This is a genomic window from Microbacterium schleiferi (assembly GCF_015565955.1).
Classification (GTDB): Bacteria; Actinomycetota; Actinomycetes; order Actinomycetales; family Microbacteriaceae; genus Microbacterium; species Microbacterium schleiferi_A.
The window spans coordinates 1,918,350-1,935,743 of the sequence record NZ_CP064760.1; the positions used below are offsets into that span (position 1 = coordinate 1,918,350).

Annotated in this window: 16 protein-coding genes and 2 pseudogenes; 6 read left to right on the plus strand and 12 right to left on the minus strand. The window is 67.9% G+C overall.

Going from position 1 to position 17,394, the window contains the following annotated elements:
- Positions 1–6 precede the first annotated feature (6 nt).
- Positions 7–3,513 carry a chromosome segregation protein SMC gene (gene smc / locus IT882_RS09205; RefSeq protein WP_195691634.1) on the minus strand — a complete coding sequence of 1,169 codons (3,507 nt, stop codon included), beginning with the start codon at positions 3,511–3,513 and terminating at the stop codon, positions 7–9.
- Positions 3,514–3,973: 460 nt separating this feature from the next.
- On the opposite strand from smc, the gene IT882_RS09210 reads away from it, so the two are divergent.
- Entirely contained in the window at positions 3,974–4,216 is a 243-nt protein-coding gene (locus IT882_RS09210; protein ID WP_195691635.1) for a hypothetical protein, read from the plus strand.
- A gap of 13 nt (positions 4,217–4,229) precedes the next feature.
- Entirely contained in the window at positions 4,230–5,324 is a 1,095-nt protein-coding gene (locus tag IT882_RS09215; protein ID WP_195691636.1) for a GNAT family N-acetyltransferase, read from the plus strand.
- Here IT882_RS09215 and IT882_RS09220 read toward each other — a convergent pair.
- A complete protein-coding gene (locus tag IT882_RS09220) occupies positions 5,309–5,956 on the minus strand; it encodes a response regulator transcription factor (RefSeq protein ID WP_195691637.1) in 648 nt (215 codons plus the stop codon). The two genes, IT882_RS09215 and IT882_RS09220, sit on opposite strands and share 16 nt — an antisense overlap.
- Entirely contained in the window at positions 5,941–7,704 is a 1,764-nt protein-coding gene (locus IT882_RS09225; RefSeq protein ID WP_195691638.1) for a sensor histidine kinase, read from the minus strand. Before IT882_RS09225 ends, IT882_RS09220 begins: the two co-directional genes overlap by 16 nt.
- A 116-nt stretch (positions 7,705–7,820) precedes the next feature.
- On the opposite strand from IT882_RS09225, the gene IT882_RS09230 reads away from it, so the two are divergent.
- Complete coding sequence (locus IT882_RS09230) at positions 7,821–9,191, plus strand: serine hydrolase domain-containing protein (RefSeq protein ID WP_229382026.1); 1,371 nt, start codon at positions 7,821–7,823, stop codon at positions 9,189–9,191.
- Positions 9,179–9,232 (plus strand): annotated as a pseudogene (locus IT882_RS17365) (hypothetical protein); the annotation flags it as partial. The gene IT882_RS09230 and the pseudogene IT882_RS17365, both read left to right, overlap by 13 nt.
- A 188-nt stretch (positions 9,233–9,420) precedes the next feature.
- Here the strand turns inward: IT882_RS17365 and IT882_RS09235 are convergent.
- From IT882_RS09235 to IT882_RS09265, 7 genes and pseudogenes are all read right to left on the minus strand, one after another.
- On the minus strand, positions 9,421–9,981 hold the full coding sequence (locus IT882_RS09235; RefSeq protein WP_195691639.1) for an AAA family ATPase: 561 nt from the start codon (positions 9,979–9,981) through the stop codon (positions 9,421–9,423).
- Positions 9,982–9,993: 12 nt separating this feature from the next.
- Positions 9,994–10,936: pseudogene (mutM, locus tag IT882_RS09240) on the minus strand (bifunctional DNA-formamidopyrimidine glycosylase/DNA-(apurinic or apyrimidinic site) lyase).
- 32 nt (positions 10,937–10,968) lie between these two features.
- Complete coding sequence (gene rnc, locus IT882_RS09245; RefSeq protein ID WP_195691640.1) at positions 10,969–11,655, minus strand: ribonuclease III; 687 nt, start codon at positions 11,653–11,655, stop codon at positions 10,969–10,971.
- A gap of 13 nt (positions 11,656–11,668) precedes the next feature.
- On the minus strand, positions 11,669–11,878 hold the full coding sequence (gene rpmF / locus IT882_RS09250) for a 50S ribosomal protein L32 (RefSeq protein WP_195691641.1): 210 nt from the start codon (positions 11,876–11,878) through the stop codon (positions 11,669–11,671).
- Positions 11,879–11,912: 34 nt separating this feature from the next.
- Positions 11,913–12,404 carry a YceD family protein gene (locus tag IT882_RS09255; RefSeq protein WP_195694247.1) on the minus strand — a complete coding sequence of 164 codons (492 nt, stop codon included), beginning with the start codon at positions 12,402–12,404 and terminating at the stop codon, positions 11,913–11,915.
- 112 nt (positions 12,405–12,516) lie between these two features.
- Positions 12,517–13,014: a pantetheine-phosphate adenylyltransferase gene (gene coaD, locus IT882_RS09260; protein WP_195691642.1), complete on the minus strand. Its 498-nt coding sequence runs from the start codon at positions 13,012–13,014 to the stop codon at positions 12,517–12,519.
- Positions 13,015–13,038: 24 nt separating this feature from the next.
- Positions 13,039–15,225 carry an ATP-dependent DNA helicase RecG gene (locus IT882_RS09265; RefSeq protein WP_195691643.1) on the minus strand — a complete coding sequence of 729 codons (2,187 nt, stop codon included), beginning with the start codon at positions 15,223–15,225 and terminating at the stop codon, positions 13,039–13,041.
- A gap of 76 nt (positions 15,226–15,301) precedes the next feature.
- Between IT882_RS09265 and rsmD the strand changes: the two genes are divergently transcribed.
- Positions 15,302–15,895 (plus strand): 16S rRNA (guanine(966)-N(2))-methyltransferase RsmD, encoded by a 594-nt coding sequence (gene rsmD / locus IT882_RS09270; protein ID WP_195691644.1) that lies wholly within the window; start codon positions 15,302–15,304, stop codon positions 15,893–15,895.
- Here the strand turns inward: rsmD and IT882_RS17090 are convergent.
- Together IT882_RS17090 and thiL are read right to left on the minus strand one after the other, a co-directional pair.
- The gene (locus IT882_RS17090) at positions 15,865–16,026 is read right to left on the minus strand and encodes a hypothetical protein (RefSeq protein WP_324253866.1); all 162 of its coding nucleotides are present in this window, start codon (positions 16,024–16,026) and stop codon (positions 15,865–15,867) included. The genes rsmD and IT882_RS17090 overlap by 31 nt on opposite strands.
- 20 nt (positions 16,027–16,046) lie before the next feature.
- Positions 16,047–16,847 carry a thiamine-phosphate kinase gene (gene thiL / locus IT882_RS09275; protein WP_324253867.1) on the minus strand — a complete coding sequence of 267 codons (801 nt, stop codon included), beginning with the start codon at positions 16,845–16,847 and terminating at the stop codon, positions 16,047–16,049.
- Positions 16,848–16,880: 33 nt separating this feature from the next.
- Between thiL and IT882_RS09280 the strand changes: the two genes are divergently transcribed.
- Complete coding sequence (locus IT882_RS09280; RefSeq protein WP_195691645.1) at positions 16,881–17,381, plus strand: DUF3515 domain-containing protein; 501 nt, start codon at positions 16,881–16,883, stop codon at positions 17,379–17,381.
- Positions 17,382–17,394: the final 13 nt, after the last annotated feature.

A 17,394-nucleotide genomic window follows, 5' to 3' on the forward strand; every position in this document is an offset into this window, starting at 1 on the left:
CTACGGTCAGCTGGCCGCGCGATCCGCGATCCGCTGCCCCACGACGGCGGAGACGCCGTCCTGGCGCATCGAGACGCCGTAGAGCGCATCCGCGATCTCCATCGTTCGCTTCTGGTGCGTGATCACGATGAGCTGGCTGCTGGCGCGGAGCTGCTCGAACACGCCGAGCAGGCGGCCGAGGTTGGCGTCGTCGAGCGCTGCTTCCACCTCATCGAGGATGTAGAACGGGCTCGGCCGGGCTTTGAAGATCGCGGTCAGCAACGCGACAGCGGCCAGGGACCGCTCTCCACCGGAGAGCAGCGAGAGCCGCTCGATCTTCTTGCCGACCGGCCGCACCGCGACCTCGATACCGGTGGTCAGCGGGTTGTCGGGATCGGTCAGGCTCAGACTTCCCGATCCGCCGGGGAAGAGGATCGGGAAGACCTCGTCGAAGGCCGTCCGCGTGTCGTCGAACGCCGCGAGGAAGATCGTCTGCATGCGTTCGTCGAGGTCATCGATGATCGTGACGAGGTCCTTGCGCGTACTCGTGAGGTCGGCCAGTTGCTCGGTGAGAAACGTGTGTCGCTGCTCCAGCGCGGCGAACTCCTCGAGCGCCAGCGGGTTCACCCGACCCAGTTGTGCGAGCTTGCGTTCGGCATCCTGCAGGCGTTTGCGCTGACCGGGACGATCGAAGACGCTCGACTCCTCGTCCTCCCCTGCAGGAATCGGCTGGTCGGGGCCATATTCGGAAATGAGAATGTCTTCGTCGAGACTCAGCTCCGACCGCGCGCGTTCCAGGATGCTCGTGACGTGCAGGCGCTTCTCGTGCATCTGCAGCTCGAGGCCGTGGACGCTCTCGGTCAACCCGGCCAGCCGCTCGCGCACGGCCGCCTCGTCGGCGCGTACTGCTGACAATTCCGACGTGACGGCGGAGCGGGCAGACTCCGCTTCGGCCAGCTCGAGGCGCGCCGCCGCGACCGACCGGTCGACCGAGTCGAGGACGGCGGGCAGCGTCGCCGCGACATCGGCAGCTACCTGGCGCTGACGTCGCCGAATGACGGCGCGGCGAGCAGCCTCAGCAGCGGCAGCAGCCTCGCGTTCGCGCTGACGCTCGAGCTGCTGCACCCGAGCCTGTCCGGCGCGAACGCGCTCGCGGAGCGTCTCGACCTCCAGCCGCGCGCGCATCTCGTGCTCTCGAGCACCCTCGAGCGCCTCGAGAAGCCCGTCGCGAGCAGATGCGTCAAGGATCGGACGCGGTGCCTCCAGCGCGTGGTGCAGTTGCGTCTGGGCAGATGCCGCAGCTGCGGCTGCCTCGTCGCGGGCTGTCTGCGCCTGCGCGAGCCCTGCAGCGAGACGTTCGCACTCGGCGCTGGCAGCCTCCACCTGCACGGTGGCGCGATTGACGTACTCCGCGTGCGCCGCGACTGCCGCGTCGTGCTCGCGCAACCGCGTCAGGGCCGCGCTGGTCCGACGCTTCGCATCCTCTGCCTCGGTACGCGCGTCAGCCAGAGCCTCCCGCAGCGAGTCGGCCACCACCGCGAGCTCGTCACGGCGGTCGGCTGCGGCATCCCGCTCGGCGAGCAGCTCAAGTCGCGATCGGGATGCTCCTGCCCCTGCTCGAAGCGACGATCCTGTGAACACCTCGCCGGCTCGCGTGACGACGGTGATCGTCCGCGGGTCGGCGACGATCGTGGCCGCACTCGCACGGACGGCGTCGAGGTCGTCGGCGATGAGGACCCGCGTCAGCAGGGCTCCCACGCCGGCGGGACCGGTGACCACATCCACGGCCGGTCGCAGCGAGCCGAAACCCGAGAGGTCTTCACCGGGACCGGCGACATCTCCGATGACGAAGTCGACGACACCGCGATCGGCGTCACGGACGCGCTCGGCAAGGGCAAACCCGTCCTCGATGGTGTCCACGAGCACGCCCTCGGCGCGGGTACCGAGCACCGCTGCGATCGCCGCCTCGTATCCGGGCGTGATCTGGATCGCATCCCCGACGAGGCCCTTCACCCCCGGTGCGCCTTCGGCGATCAGGTCGGCTGACGCGTTCTTGACGCCCAATGCGCGCGTCAGCGCCGTCGTCTGCGCCGTCAGGGCCTCGATCTCACGCTCGGTCGCGTGCAGACGATCCCGCAGCTCCGAAACGCGGGTCTCGGCATCCGTCGCGCGGCGACCCGCCTCTTCGTACTCGGCCGCGTACTGGGCCGAACTGCCCTCCGGGACGAGGTCGGGATCGACACCCGCAAGCTCGGCAGCCGCAGAATCACGGCGCGCCGTCGCGGCATCCAGTGCACGCTGCTGGCGCGCGAGCGCGTCGTCGATGGCCGCGAGGGCTGAGTCCGCCGCGTCTGCGGAGCCCCGCAGCGCCGTGAGCTTCATCTCGTGCTGCGAGACCAGCGCGCTCTGCTCGGCGATGTCGACATCGAGCGCATCCAGCTCGGCACGGGCCCGCATGACGTCGCGAGCCGCTTCGGATGCTACATCCTCGGCATCCACCAACCCGGATGAGACCTCGTCGATCTCGGTGCGAGCGTCATCGATCATGGCGCTTGTGACGGTGCGGACAGCGGCACCGTCGTCGTCCTCCGACTCCCCGAGCAGTGTCAGCCGCTGGCCGGCGAGTGAGTACAGCCCGCGGAGGCGCTCCTGCACACGCTCAAGCGAGAACAGCACCCGGCGTGCGCCGTCGACGGCTTCGGAGCGCTGCTCGGCCTCGAGCTGAGCGATGCGCGCACGCAGCTGATCGGATCGGTCCTGCAGCACGAGGCGTTCGGCGTGCCGCTCGTGCTCGGCGCGCACGTGGTCTGCCAGCTCAGCACGCAATCCGACGAGTTCATCGGCGATCAGGCGCGCCTTGGCATCACGCACGACGGCAGCGATCGTGGCAGCTTCGCGCGCGATTTCGGCCTGCCGACCGAGGGGCTTAAGCTGACGACGAAGCTCGCCGGCGAGATCACTCAGGCGCGTGAGGTTGGCTTCCATCGCCTCGAGCTTGCGCAGCGTCTTCTCTTTGCGGCGACGATGCTTCAAGATCCCGGCGGCTTCTTCGATGAAACCGCGGCGGTCTTCCGGCGAGGCCTGCAAGACGGTGTCCAGCCGCCCCTGCCCCACAATGACGTGCATCTCGCGGCCCAGCCCTGAGTCGCTCAGGAGTTCCTGAACGTCGAGCAGGCGGCATCCTTCGCCGTTGATCGCGTACTCGCTCGCGCCGTTGCGGAACAGCGTGCGGCTGATCGTGACCTCGGAGTACTCGATCGGCAACGCGCCGTCGCTGTTGTCGATCGTGAGCTGCACTTCGGCGCGTCCCAGCGGCCCCCGCGTCGAGGTCCCGGCGAAGATGACGTCCTCCATCTTTCCGCCGCGCAGGGTCTTGGCACCCTGCTCACCCATGACCCAGGCCAGCGCGTCGACGACATTCGATTTGCCGGAACCGTTGGGGCCGACGATGGCGGTGACCCCCGGCTCGAAGGCGAACGTGGTCGGCTGGGCGAACGACTTGAACCCCTTGAGCGTCACGCTCTTCAGGTGCATGCGCATTCCTTCCGACCTGCGGCGCATCGACCCCGCGGCCGACCGTCGACCTACGCTACCGTGCCGTGCGGTTCTGCCGAGGGAGCCAGGCCCCGGACTCGCGACACGCCCGGACGTCGACGAATTCTGGGAACTTGCTTGACGAACCGGGGTTGCACCCGCTAACGTTCCAGATCGCGACACATCACGAGAGGAGGACAGCCATGATGATTCGTAATGCAGTGTTCGGACACACCCCGCTGCGCGCGCCCATGGGACTGACCTCCCCGGGACTGCTCGCCGCTCCCACCGCCGCGTAACGCGCGCTGGTTGAGCCACCGGACCTCCTCGGTTCCGGTCCCCCGGACGACCCGTCCGTTCACTTCTTCGCATCCGCGCTGACCTGGTCGGTCAGCACGCGGATGCCTCCCCGCGGCGTGCCGGATGAGAACCGGCACCCGCAGCTGACCAAAGGTCTCTCATGTACACCACACTCGAGCCGGTCGAGGCTCTCACCACCCATCCCCACGTGCGTCGACATCTGACGGTCGCCGAGCGCGCAAGTCTGCGGGTCGCCGTCTGGGTGCTCACGCAGCACCTCCGTCGCGCCGCCTCCCGCGATCAGCGCGCGGTTGCACACCTCCGCTACGAACAGGAGCGGGCACGCGAACAGCGTGCGGCTCATGCCCTGCGCCTGGCCGCCTGGCACCTGAACGCCCGCTGATCGAAGGACCGACGTGACCACCGCGACACCCGATATCCGGCCCCTCACCATCCCGAGCAGCCTCGAGGCCCCCGAAGCCGCGGACTTTCTCGAGATGGTGAGGGTCCGCAACATCGTCTACGACGAGATCAGCGGCAATCGAGACGAGGAACTCGAGCCCGCCGTGCTTCTCCCCCACTACCAGCCATCTCCGTTCGAGCAGCGACTCATCTGGGGAGTCTGGACCGGCGGCGAGTTCGTGGGACGCGCAGGTCTTGATCTTCCGCACGACGGCGACGCCATGGTCGCCTACGCGCAGATCGAACTCCGCCGTCACGCGTGGGGTCACGGCGTGGGAACCGCGGCGCTCGGCATCCTCGAGGCAGCCGCACGAGCACACGGACGCCGCATCATCGAGTCGTGGATCGAGCATCCGACGGCAGACGGTGAGCAGGTGACACCGCCGACGGGGTTCGGCCACATTCCCCTCGATCACGCTGCACGATTCGTCCTCCGGCACGGCTACGCACTGGAACAGGTCGAGCGCAAGAGCGTCCTCGACGTTTCGGCCACCAGCATGGGGTTTGTAGAGGATCTTCACCGGCGGGCCCTGGACGCAGCAGACGGATACGACGTCGTCTCGTGGCACCCACCGACTCCTCCGGAGTTCGTGGCCGACTACGCCTGGATGAAGTCGCGAATGAGCGTGGATGCGCCGAGCGCCGGCATGGAGATCGCCGAGGAGAGCTGGGATGCAGCCCGGATTCTCGAACACGACACTCACTGGATCGATGGCGGCCGCGACGTGCTCGTCGTCGCCGCACGCGAGCGCCAATCCGGGCGGCTCGTCGCCTTCACGGAACTGGCATCGAGCCCAGGCCACCCCGTCACGCACCAGGAAGACACACTCGTGCTGCGCGAGCATCGCGGCCACCGTCTCGGCATGCTTATCAAGACGGCAGCTCTGCTGCGCTGGCGCGAGCTTTCACCGCACACGCAGCGTGTCCTGACCTACAACGCGGAAGAGAACCGGCCGATGCTCGCCGTGAACGAGGCCATCGGATTCGACCCCGTCGCGTACGTCGGCGCGTGGAAGAAGGATCTCGCGCTGTTTCAGTCGGCGAGATAACGGAGGACGGCGAGCACACGCCGATGATCGTCGGCATCGACAGGGAGTCCGAGTGCGTCATAGATCCGCGACGTGTGCTGGACGACCGCCTTCTCGGAGAACCCGATCGCCGAGGCTATCCAGCTATTACTACGCCCCTCGGCCATGTATCCGAGCACCTCGCGCTGTCGCGGGGTGAGTCGCTCCACGCCACCCCCGAGCACCTGGGCGCGGGAGAGGAGAATCTCGACGACATCGGGATCCAGCGCGGTTCCGCCACGCACCACTCGGCGCAGGTCCTGTGTGAAGGTGCGGACGTCAGCGATCCGCTGCTTGAGCAGATACCCCACGCTGCCTTGACCGTTGCCGACGAGCTCGAGGGCGTAGCGGCGCTGAACGTGCTGTGAGAGAACGACGATGGCGACCTCCGGGTGAGACTGCCGAATGCGACGAGCGGCGGCAAGTCCCTCATCGGTGTGCGTCGGCGGCATCCGAATGTCGGTAATGACAAGTGCCGGATGCTGGGTCTCGACGGCTGTCTCCAGCTCGGGCGCAGTGCCCACCGCACTGACGACCTCGAAGCCGTCCTGTTCGAGAACGAGAGCCAAGCCCTGCCGCAGCAGGGCTTCATCCTCAGCTATGACGACGCGCACGGAATCTCCATTCGAAGAGTCGTTCCCTCGCCGGGCGGGGAGGTGAGGTGGAGTGAGCCGCCGACGGCCTCGACGCGGTCGACGAGGCCGCCCAGTCCCGTGCCCCGCAGGTGCGCTCCGCCGATGCCGGTATCGGCGACCGAGACCACGAGCGCCGCATCCGCTCTCGAGACCGTGACGACCACGCGGTCTGCGTGAGCGTGCTTCACGGTGTTGGCAAGAGCTTCGGCAACCACGAAGTAGGCAGTCGTTGCCGTCGCCGAGGGAATGTCATCCAGCGTGCCCATCTCCAGCGCGGTCGGGATCGGCATGCGGTCAACGAGGTCCTCGACGGCATCACCGAGTCCGCGGCCGACCAACGGGAGTGGGAGCACGTCGTGTACGAGACGGCGAAGGTCGCTTGCCGCCGCGTCGATGTTCTCCCGCAACGAGATGGAGCGGGCGCTGGTGTCAGCACCGGCTTCAGCGGCGTGGGCGATCTGCTGGGCCTCGAGAGCGAGCAGCACGAGGTGCATCTGTAGACCATCGTGAAGGTCCTGCGCGATGCGCAGGCGCTCGCGATCGGCGGCATCGACCAGTCGCGCGCGGGAAGCGAGCAATTCACGCCTGCTCCGCAAGAGTTCAGCTGACAGGCGCGATCGATCGATCGCGATGGCGATCACCTGACCGGCCTGGCGGACCTGCTCCGGGTCTGCCGTGAGCCGGGGATCGTACTCGATGGAGGCGACAGTTCGTCCGGCGACGACCACCGGCGTGACAGCCCGATCGTCCGCGACGGCGGGCGGATCTGCCTGCTCACCACGCTCGTCGAGGTAGGCCCCGTTCTCACTCGGGAAGACAAGCCGAAGCGTGTCATCACCCAAGGTCCGCGCCAGCGCATCGGTCAGCAGGGCCTCCTGGTCTTCGGCCAACGCCAGAGCGGCGCTCAACTCCATCAGTTCCCCCGTGCGGGGAAAGCCGCCCCGGAGCATGCCCACAACGAAGGCGACCGGAACTCCGGCCAGGATGAGAAGCTGGCTCACGGCGAGCGCGAGCGCGAGGTCTGCGCCGAGAAGACCAAACCCGGCGGCACTCGCGGGGACTGCGAGCACCGCGAAGAACCCGTACCCATAGAGGGGGAACAGGACGCGCCGGAACGCGGCGTCCGCGGACAGGAGCGCCCGTGCGAGGAGGAGGGCTACCGCCACCATGACGGCGAGTCCGGCAACCCGTTGCACGGTCGCGAACGCGTCGGAGGCTGCCGGATCGTTCAGGGTGAGCAGAATGGGAACCTGCAGGAGGATCGCCACCGCGTATCCGGCGAGGACCACGACAGTGGATGCCGTGCCTCGCAGCCGTCCCGAGGGAAAAGCGAGCAGGAGGTGGACGATCGCGGCAAACACAACGGTCGCGAACAGGTCGCCGATCAGCGCCAGCGCCGGCACTGTCGCGTTGCCGAGGTTTCCTGCAAATACCGCGAGACTGGCGACGATCAGCAGCGGGCCCATGCGGTTGGCCGGACGACGCCACCACGCCAGCAGACCGGCAGCGAGGTAGACGACAAAGACCCCGGTATAGAGGACCAGGACGGCTGTCGTCGGCTGCGACGTCCCCGGGAGAACCGCGGCAAGCTGCATCCCAACGAGCACGGCGCCCAATAGCGCCAGAAGAAGCGCGCCGCGCCCAACCAGCTCAGTGATCGGCTGCGGCCGTGCGCGGCGCTGTCGCACGAACGGGCTCATGGTGTTCGAGCCTGGCACAGTCGACACGATCACCACTATCGCCCCAGCGTCCGCCCACTTCCATGGACCTATGTCTATGGATGCTGCGCTGCGGCCCGGGGACACTGGTCATGACCCCTGCGCACCCGGCCGAGGAGAAACTCATGCCCACTGTCCTGACGCGCGGCGCCCTTGGCGCTCTTGTCGTGAGCACGTTCGTGCTCCTCGCCGGCTGCACGAGTCCCGCATCCGAGGGGACCATCCCCGTGGATAGCTATCCGAACCCCGGCGAGGATGCGGTAGCTCTGCCCTCGGAATCGGCGGTCGAGGACGCCCTCGACGCTCTGCCTGACGTGATCGATTCCACCCTCGAGCAGAGCGGAGTTCCGGGGCTGGCCGTCGCCGTCGTGCACGGCGGCGAGATCGTCTACAGCGGTGGGTTCGGTGTTACCGAGGCCGGCACCGATGACGCCGTCGACGCGGAAACGGTGTTCCAGATCGCCTCGGTGTCGAAGTCCCTGTCTGCGACCGCCGTCGCCAAGGCGATCACAGACGGCGCCGTGACCTGGAACACTCCCGTCGTGGACGAACTGCCGGAGTTCGCGCTGTCTGATCCGTACGTGACCCAGAACGGCACGATCGGCGACTACTTCTCGCACCGGACAGGACTCGCCACCGGGGCGGGTGATGATCTCGAGGATCTCGGATACGACCGCGCCTACATCATGGATCACCTGTACCTGCAGCCGCTGTCGGCGTTCCGCTCGACCTACAACTACTCCAACTTCGGCATCACGATCGGCGCCGAGGCAGCTGCCGCCGCCCTCGGGATGAGCTGGGAGGATGCGATGGACGAGCTGGTCTACCAGCCGATCGGGATGACCTCGTCGAGCTCGCGGTATTCCGACTTTCTCGCGCAGGCCAACCGGGCAACGATCCACACCCTCGTGGACGACGAGTTCGTCCCGCTCTACGACCGCGACCCGGATGCCCAGGCCCCGGCAGGAGGAGTGTCCTCGAACGTTCTCGATCTTGCCGCGTGGATGAATGTCGTGCTCGCTGACGGTGAGCTCGACGGTGCCGACTACATCGATCCCGCCGCGCTCACGGCCGCCACGACCGGCGAGATGGTCAGCGGGCACCCCGACTCCAACGTGGCACGCACGAGCATGTATGGCTTCGGGTTCAACGCCGGTACGGAGGTGAGCGGGCGCACCTCGATCAGTCACTCGGGTGCTTTCATCCTCGGCGCGGCGACGAGCTTCCGGATGCTGCCCAGTCTCGATCTGGGCATTGTGACCCTCACGAACGCGGGCCCCCAAGGGGTCCCGGAAGCGATCAACGCGCAGTTCCTGGATCTGGTGCAGTACGGCTACATCACGCGAGACTGGGTGACCGACTTCAACGCGGCAATCGGTTCCTACTACGCTCCGACCGGTGACCTCGCCGGCGAAACGTCTCCCCGAATGCTGCCCCGCCGGCGCCGGCATCCGACTACGTCGGCACCTACACGAACCCCTACTACGGCTCCCTGACGATCACGGACGAGGGCGGGCAGCTGCAGGCGGCGCTGGGGCCGGACGGCGCGTATGTCGTGGCGCTCGACCCGTGGGACGGCGACACCTTCGCGTTCACTCCGACGGGAGAGAACGCTCCCCGGGCTCGCGCTCGTCGGCGACCTTCGCTCGCACCGACGGCACCGTGACGTCGCTGACCATGGAGTTCTTCAACCAACAAAGACTGGGGACCTGGGCCGCGTCCGGCTCAGAAGCCGGCTGATTCGTCTCGGAGCCGACGAACCGCCTGCTCGAGCGAGGCGAGCCGCCTCCCCCGATCGCCGACGATCTCTTTCACGTCCGCCCGACCAGTGAGATCCGGGTCGTCGGCGAGCTCCAGAAGGGACATGTCCATCGCATCCCGAAGCTCGAGGTCTTCGTCGGCGCCGAGTGCGATGGCATCCACGGGATTGAGGGGCAGGAGCACCAGGAGGTCAACCTGGTGCATCGCATCGCTCGTGATCTCGTACCCCCGAGCGAGAAGTTCGGGGTCCACGACCGACCTGCCGAGCGACTGCGTCGCGTGGAGATACGCCAGAAAATCCAGGGGACCTCGCTCGGCGATCACCGGGCCCGAGGCCGGCTCCCGCAGTCGAGACGCGGCAATGCCCAGCTGCTGCGCGAACAACACTGCTCCAGGTTCGGCGTCAGCGGCATCGACGAACTCATACGCGTCCGGCAGCACCTGCCAGTCCGGATGAGCGGCAGTGAAGTCACCGATCAGCGTGCTCTTGCCGCTGCCGTGAGTTCCGGAGATCACGACGCGCATGATGCTCTTCTCCTATCGCGGGCGGATCGATTCAGGCCCCGACATCCGGGGTGGACGCTGGCAGTGCGGGCAGAAGTGGCTCGACCGATTCGTGAATGACACCTTCACGATGGGGCGGCCGCACCGCGGGCAGGGCTGACCGGTCCGGCCGTAGGCAGTGAGGGAATGCGCGAAGTATCCGGCCTGTCCGTTGACGTTGACGTACTGCGCGTCGAAACTCGTCCCACCCTCCGCGAGGGCCTTCTCGAGCACTGCCTGTACCTCGGCAACCAGGCGGTGGACGGCGCGGGTGCTCAGCTCATCCGCGGGTGTATCGGGGTGGATACGTGCGGCCCACAGCGATTCGTCTGCGTAGATGTTGCCGATGCCCGACACCACGGTCTGGTCGAGGAGCACCCGTTTGATCGCCGACGCCTTGCGGGCGAGCGTGGCGCGAAAGGCACGACGGTCGAAGCCGGGATCCAGCGGATCGCGCGCGATGTGCGCAACCTGGGCGGGCACGAGGGCATCGTGCGTGCCGAGGCCCCCGCGAGTCCGTCGGGAGTCCCCTGGAGGGGGTCGATGGCAAGGGAGCCGAACGTGCGCTGATCGGCGAAGACCACGGCCAGATCGCCATGATCCGGATGCCGAATATCGAGCCGCACGCGCTCATGGCGCTCCGGCGGTGCCCCGAGGGACGCAGCAGCATCTGCCCGCTCATGCCGAGATGCGCGACCACGGCCTCCGTCGGTGTCGCGCCGGGGTCCGCGGCAGCGAGCGGGATCCACAGGAACTTCCCGCGTCGCGCCGGTCCGGCCATGCGGCGACCCACGAGGCGCCTCTCGAAGTCGGCGGCGCCCGGTGGATGCCGAGTCAGGGCGCGGTCGTCGCTGACGGTGGCCGCCTCGATGACGGCATCCGTGACAGCGGGCGCGAGACCCGCGCGGACCACCTCGACTTCCGGAAGCTCAGGCATGGTGCTGTGGCAGCGTTCAGGTGCGACGACCGTCAGGCGCGGGAGGTGAGGTCGCGCCACGCACAGAGCGCAGCGGCCATCTCCGCCTGCTTTTTGCTGGTTCCGACTCCCTCGGCGCGGTGGTCACCCACGACGACGACGGCAGTGAACCGGCGATCGTGATCCGGTCCGGTCGATGAGACCTCGTAGGCCGGCGGCGCGACGCTGCGGCGGGCGGCAAGCTCCTGCAGCGCGGTCTTGGGGTCGACAGCTGCCCCGTACCGGTCGGGGTCAGAGAGCAACGGTTCGAGGAGCCGCAGCACCAGATCGGATGCCGCATCCGGGCCCGCTGAGAGGTACGTGGCTCCGAACACGGCCTCCATCGTGTCGGCAAGGATCGAGTCCTTCTCACGCCCTCCGGTCTGTTCCTCACCGCGTCCGAGCGCGACGTACGCTCCGAGGTCGATGCCACGGGCAACCTCTGCCAGCGCAACCGTCGATACGACGGCGGCGCGTCGTTTGGCGAGCGAACCTTCGTCGAGTTCGGGATGCGCACGGTACAGCCGCACGGTGACGGCCTGACCGAGCACGGAGTCGCCGAGGAACTCGAGCCGCTCGTTATGGGGAACTCCGCCGTTCTCGTAGGCCCAGGACCGGTGGGTCAGTGCCAGCGCGAGAAGCTCGGGGTCGATCTCGACCCCGAGCTTCTGCGCGAGTTCAGCAGACTCGCGAGTTGTCACGTCGCTGCGACGCTCAGACGTCGGCGACCTTGCGGCCCTTGTACTCCAAGAACAGCTCGGTTCCCTGCGAGTCGGTGACGACCTTCGCCTGGTGCGGGCGGCTGTAAACGGTCTTGCCGTTCTCGACGGTCTTCACCAGGGTGGGGGCGTCGGCCTTCCACTGCGCGCGGCGCGAGCGGGTGTTCGAACGCGAGACCTTGCGCTTCGGGGGGTTACCAGCCATTGTTCAGCTCATTTCTTTCTTCTCGGCAGCCCACTCACGCGCGTGAGTCGTGGTCGCCGTGGTCTGTGGTGTCGTCCTCGGTTGTGTAGCCCTGGAGCGCCGCCCACCGGGGATCGATGGGTTCGCGCTCGAGCGAACCGGTGTTGTCGGTCAGTCGCTCACCCGTGGCCGGATCAAGGCCGGGGCAATCCGGCTGACACACCGGCTGAAATGGAAGCGACAGGACGATCGCATCCCTGACCAGAGTTTCAAGATCCACGTGGTCGTCTTGAACCTCGAAGTCAGTTTCTTCTCGCCCAGGATACGCGAAAAGCTCCTGGAACGCGACGCGGACGCTCTCAGCGACCTCACCCAGACAGCGTCCGCAGACCCCGGTGTACTCGGTCTCGGCCTCGCCGCTCGCGAGAATCCCCTCGTGAACACTCTCCATCCGCACGTCCACGACGACCGGTTCGCCTTCCGCAACGGAAACCAGTCCCTCTCCCCACTTCTGCGGAGCCGGGATCTCCAGGGAGAACTCCCGCATCTCGCCGGGACGGTACGTGATGTCACGGACGGGGACCACGAACGGTCCCGAGTGCTGCCTACTCACGGGGGTCCATGCTACCCGCGTGAGAGCTACCGGTCTCGGCGAGCGCTCAGAGGTCGTGTCCGCCGGTGTGCAGGAACCGCGACACGGCGGGCGGTACGTACGCCGACACATCACCGCCGAGAGCGGCGACCTGCCGGACGAGCGAGCTCGACACCATCGCGTGCGCGGGATCGGGGAGCAGGAAAACGGTCTCAACGTCCGCCAGGTCGCGGTTGACGACCGCCATCGGAACTTCGTACACGACATCCGCCTGCGAACGGATGCCTTTCACGAGCACCCCGGCATTGACATCGCGCGCGTAATCGACGAGCAGACCCACGCTCCACGAGGCCACCACGACATTGCCGTCGATGTCTTCCTCGGCGATCGACTGCTCCAGCAGCGACAGGCGCTGCGCGATCGGGAGCATCGCCTCTTTCCCGGGGTTGTGAACGACGACCACGTGCAACTGGTCGTACAGCCGGGCCGCGCGACGGATGACATCGAGGTGACCACGAGTCGGCGGATCGAAGGAGCCCGGAACCACGGCGATCCGACTGTTCATGCCTCAAGCCTATCGGGGTCACCCTCAGTTCTTGGCGAGAGCGGCCCGCTCCTGCTGACCGACCCGCCGTTCGATCTCGTTGGAGAGCGCACGATGAGACATCAGGGCGGGATCGGCGGCGAGGATGTCTTCTGCGGCAGAGCGAGCCCGGGCGATGAGATCAGCATCCGTCACGACCCGCAACAGGCGGAGCGAAGACCGCACGCCTGACTGGGCAGCTCCCAGCACATCACCCTCGCCGCGCAGTTCCAGATCGACCTCGGCCAGGGCGAAGCCGTCGAGAGTCGCCGCCACCGCTTCGACCCGCGCGCGCCCCGACGTGCCCTGCTCACTCTCGGTCACGAGCAGGCATAGCCCCGGCACCGAGCCTCGGCCGACCCGGCCGCGCAACTGATGCAGTTGAGAAACCCCGAACCGGTCAGCCTCGAGGATCACCATCGTCGAGGCGTTCGGCACGTCCACGCCGACCTCGACGACGGTCGTTGCCACGAGCACATCGATGCGACCGGCCGCGAAGGCTTGCATGACGGCATCCTTCTGATCTGCGGGCATCTTTCCGTGGAGGATCTCGACAGTGAGATTCTCGAAGGCCGGATGCCGAGACAGCAGCTCAGCCAGCTGGACCACGCCCCAGCGGGTCTTCCGGGACGACTCCTCGGCCGGGGCACCGGTGGAGTCCTCCCCCACACCCTCATCGACCTCGTCAGCTGCAGGCTTTCCGGATGCTGCGGCGTCGATCGCGGGGCAGACGACGAACGCCTGGCGTCCCTGGGCGACTTCCTCGGCCACGCGATCCCAGACGCGCCCAAACCAGGCCGGGCGGTCGGCGATCGGTGCGACGAACGACTCGATGCCGGCACGACCCGCGGGCATCGACCGGATCGTGGACACGTCGAGGTCGCCGAACACGGTCATCGCGACGGTGCGCGGGATCGGTGTCGCGGTGAGTACGAGGACGTGTGGCGTCGTGCCCTTCGCACGCAGCGCCTCACGCTGATCGACACCGAACCGGTGCTGCTCGTCGACGACGACCAGCCCCAGGTCGGCGAAGGTCGTGGCCTCGCTCAGGAGGGCGTGGGTGCCCACGACGATGCGTGACTGCCCGGATGCCACGCGCAGCGCCGCCCGCCGCCGCTCCGCCGCCGTGAGCTGACCGGTCAGGAGCGTGGGCATGAGCTCGACCGCCAGGTCAGGGCCGAGCATCCGCGCGATCGACCGCAGGTGTTGCGAGGCGAGCACCTCCGTGGGAGCGATGAGGGCCGACTGCCCGCCGCTCTGGGCGACCTGCAGCATGGCACGCAGCGCGACGAGGGTCTTGCCCGACCCGACCTCGCCCTGGACGAGCCGGTTCATGGGCCACGCGCCGACGAGGTCCCGGGAGATCTGCTCACCGACCTCGAGTTGATCGGGGGTTCGGGTGAACGGCAGCAATGCATCGAAGCGTTCGAGCAGCTCGCCCGGTTCACGCGGGGTCGCCGACATCGCCCGGACGAACTGGCGCTGCTGCAGAAGCGCCGTCTGCAGCACCAGTGCCTCGTGCCAGCGCAGGGTCTGCCGGGCCGGCTCGACCTGATCCGGAAAATCGGGCCGGTGGATGCGCTCGAACGCCATGCGATACGACAGCAGACCATGAGCCCGGCGGAGGTCCTCGGGCAGCGGCTCGGGGAGGTCGTCGAGACCGTCGAGGACCATCCCCACGAACTTCGCGATCTGCCAGCTGGCCAGGGACGCGGTAGCGGGGTAGATCGGGACGGGAAGGTTCGCGGTTGCTTCGGCCGTCGCGCGGGCGCGGTCTTCGTCGTCGAAGAGCTCGTAGTCCGGATGGGCAAGCTGCAACGACCTGCGGTACTCCCCGACCTTCCCCGCAAAAACGCCGCGCCTGCCCGGGACGAGTTCCTTCATCCGCCACGACTGGTTGAAGAAGGTCAGGGTGAGCTCCCCGTTGCCGTCGCTGATCACGACCTCGAGCAGAGATCCGCGACGGTTCTGCATCCGTCGTTCGGATGCCCGGCGAACCTCGGCAACGATCGTGACCGGTTCCCCGATGGGCAGGGACGCAATGGGGGTGAGCTCTCCGCGGCGCGCATACCGGCGCGGGTAGTGCTCGAGCAGGTCACCGACGGTGCGCATCGCGAAAGCGCGCTCGAGCGCCTTCGCCGTCTTGCCCCCGAGCGCGCCATCCAGCCGCGACGACAGCGTGAGGGCGACCATGCACCCGAGTTTAGGCAGAGCATCCGACGCGCGGAGGCACGGCACCGAGCCCCGGCGCCGTTTGTACAGTGGACGGGTGACACGGATCATCGCCGGGGCTGCGGGCTCCCTGACCCTCGAGGTCCCGGGAAGCGGCACACGACCGACCAGCGACAGGGTCCGAGAGTCGATCTTCGGCTCGCTCGACGCCGCCGATGCGACCACCGGCGCCCGAGTACTGGACCTGTACGCAGGGTCGGGTGCGCTGGGGCTCGAAGCGCTCAGCCGCGGCGCGACGTACGTCGACCTCGTCGAGAAATCCCCGCGCGCTGCCAGCGTGATCGAGCGCAATGCTCAGCGTGTGGGGAAGGCCACCGACGGCGCGTGTCGCGTGCACCGGGCCACGACGGATGCCTACCTCGCGACGTCGCAGGGACCGTACGACCTCGTCTTCATCGATCCGCCGTACGACCTCGACGAGGACGGCCTCCACGAGACTCTCCGCCTGCTGGTGCCCGCGCTGGCACCGGACGCCATCGTGGTCGTGGAACGCGCCGCACGCTCACCCCAGCCGGCGCTTCCTGCAGGTCTCACCCTTGAGCGCCACCGGCGGTACGGCGACACGGCAGTGTGGTGGATCGGCCTGGCTGACGAGGTCGATCAGCCACGCGACGCGTCCCAGTCGCGATAAGGGTCCCACCCGCCGGCTCCCTCGAACGGGGCACCGTCGACGAGGACGGGAGCCGCTGCCCGCTCACGGACCACCCCGATGATCGTGAAGCCGTCGGGGACGGAGTCGGTCGTCGGGAACGTCGCGAGCAAGCCGTGGTCCTCGCCGCCTGTCAGCGCATCGTCGGGGTGGGGCCAAGCTCCTCGCGGCGCAGGTCGAGGGTGACATCGGATGCGACGGCCAAGCGTCCCGCATCCAGCACGAGGCCATCCGAGAGGTCCATCATCGCTGTCGCGCCCGCGAGGGCGGCACGGACGCCGTCACCGATGGCGGGGGCGGGCCGCAACTGCGCGTCCAGCTCCCGGATTTCGGCGCCCGACAGGTCCGATCGATCCACCGGGACAGGCCGACCCTCGGCATCCCGGAACCTGTCGAACAGCAGACGCAGGCCGCGCGCAGCATCGCCCAGATGCCCGGTGGCGGCAACGACATCGCCGACCCGCGCCCCGGAGCGGCGCACTGCCGAGCGGCCATCGAGTGTGCCCAGCGCTGTGACCGCGACCGTGAGGACGTCGGAGACGGTCAGATCACCGCCCTCCACGACGCAGCCGGGTGCGAGCGCGTCGCATCCGGCGCGCAGACCGCGGGCGAGCTCGACCACGAACGAGAGGCGAGTCTCATCGGGCATCGCGAGCGCCACCAGGATCGACGTCGGACGAGCTCCCATCGCAGCGATGTCAGCGAGATTCACCGCCGCGGACTTCCATCCGAGATCGAACCCGCTCGACCACGCGAGGCGGAAGTCCGGACCATGCACGAGCGTGTCGACGGTCGCGACGACCCGCCCATCGGATGCCGACAGCACGGCTGCATCATCTCCGGGACCGACCTCTGCTCCCGACGGCCCGAGCTCGCGCAGGATCGCGGACAGAATCTCACCCTCTGAGAGCTCACCGACCAGCCGATCCTGCATCGTCCCACGCTACCGCGGCGGTAGATTGGACCAATGCCGTTCGCCCGACGCGCCGCTGCCGCGACCGTGACCTGCGCGACGAGCCTGCTCATCCTCGCCGCCTGCAGCACGACGGTTTCGCTGCAGCCGGCACCCGACGCGAACAACCCGCACTGCGCCGATGTGACAGTGCGGTTCCCCCAGACGCTTGACGGCTTCGATCGTCGCTGGACGGATGCTCAGTCCACCGGCGCGTGGGGCGATGACGGCGCGAGCGACATCATCGTCGCCTGTGGCGTCGACGTTCCCGGGCCCACAACGCTTCCCTGCTCCACGCTCAGCGGCGTCGATTGGATCGTCGACGACGCTGACGCCCCGTACTACCGGATCACCTCGTTCGGCACCGACCCGGCTGTCGAGGTCTACCTCGACAGCGACACGGTCTCCAGCGCAGAGGTTCTCGACACGCTCGGCAACATCATCGTCGACACGCTCCCCGTGAACGGTCTCGAATGCACGGACCTGACCAGCGGCGCGTCATCCACCGACGGCTGAGGTCGGCGCCGCG

Coding starts and splice junctions, on each gene's coding strand:
- smc (WP_195691634.1), bottom strand. CDS start 3,513: ATGCACCTGAAGAGCGTGACGCTCAAGGGGTTCAAGTCGTTCGCCCAG.
- IT882_RS09210 (WP_195691635.1), top strand. CDS start 3,974: ATGTACACCACACTCGAGCCGGTCGAGGCTCTCACCACCCATCCCCAC.
- IT882_RS09230 (WP_229382026.1), top strand. CDS start 7,821: ATGCCCACTGTCCTGACGCGCGGCGCCCTTGGCGCTCTTGTCGTGAGC.
- IT882_RS09235 (WP_195691639.1), bottom strand. CDS start 9,981: ATGCGCGTCGTGATCTCCGGAACTCACGGCAGCGGCAAGAGCACGCTG.
- rpmF (WP_195691641.1), bottom strand. CDS start 11,878: ATGGCTGGTAACCCCCCGAAGCGCAAGGTCTCGCGTTCGAACACCCGC.
- IT882_RS09255 (WP_195694247.1), bottom strand. CDS start 12,404: ATGCGGGAGTTCTCCCTGGAGATCCCGGCTCCGCAGAAGTGGGGAGAG.
- coaD (WP_195691642.1), bottom strand. CDS start 13,014: ATGAACAGTCGGATCGCCGTGGTTCCGGGCTCCTTCGATCCGCCGACT.
- IT882_RS09265 (WP_195691643.1), bottom strand. CDS start 15,225: ATGGTCGCCCTCACGCTGTCGTCGCGGCTGGATGGCGCGCTCGGGGGC.
- thiL (WP_324253867.1), bottom strand. CDS start 16,847: ATGCAGGATCGGCTGGTCGGTGAGCTCTCAGAGGGTGAGATTCTGTCC.
- IT882_RS09280 (WP_195691645.1), top strand. CDS start 16,881: ATGCCGTTCGCCCGACGCGCCGCTGCCGCGACCGTGACCTGCGCGACG.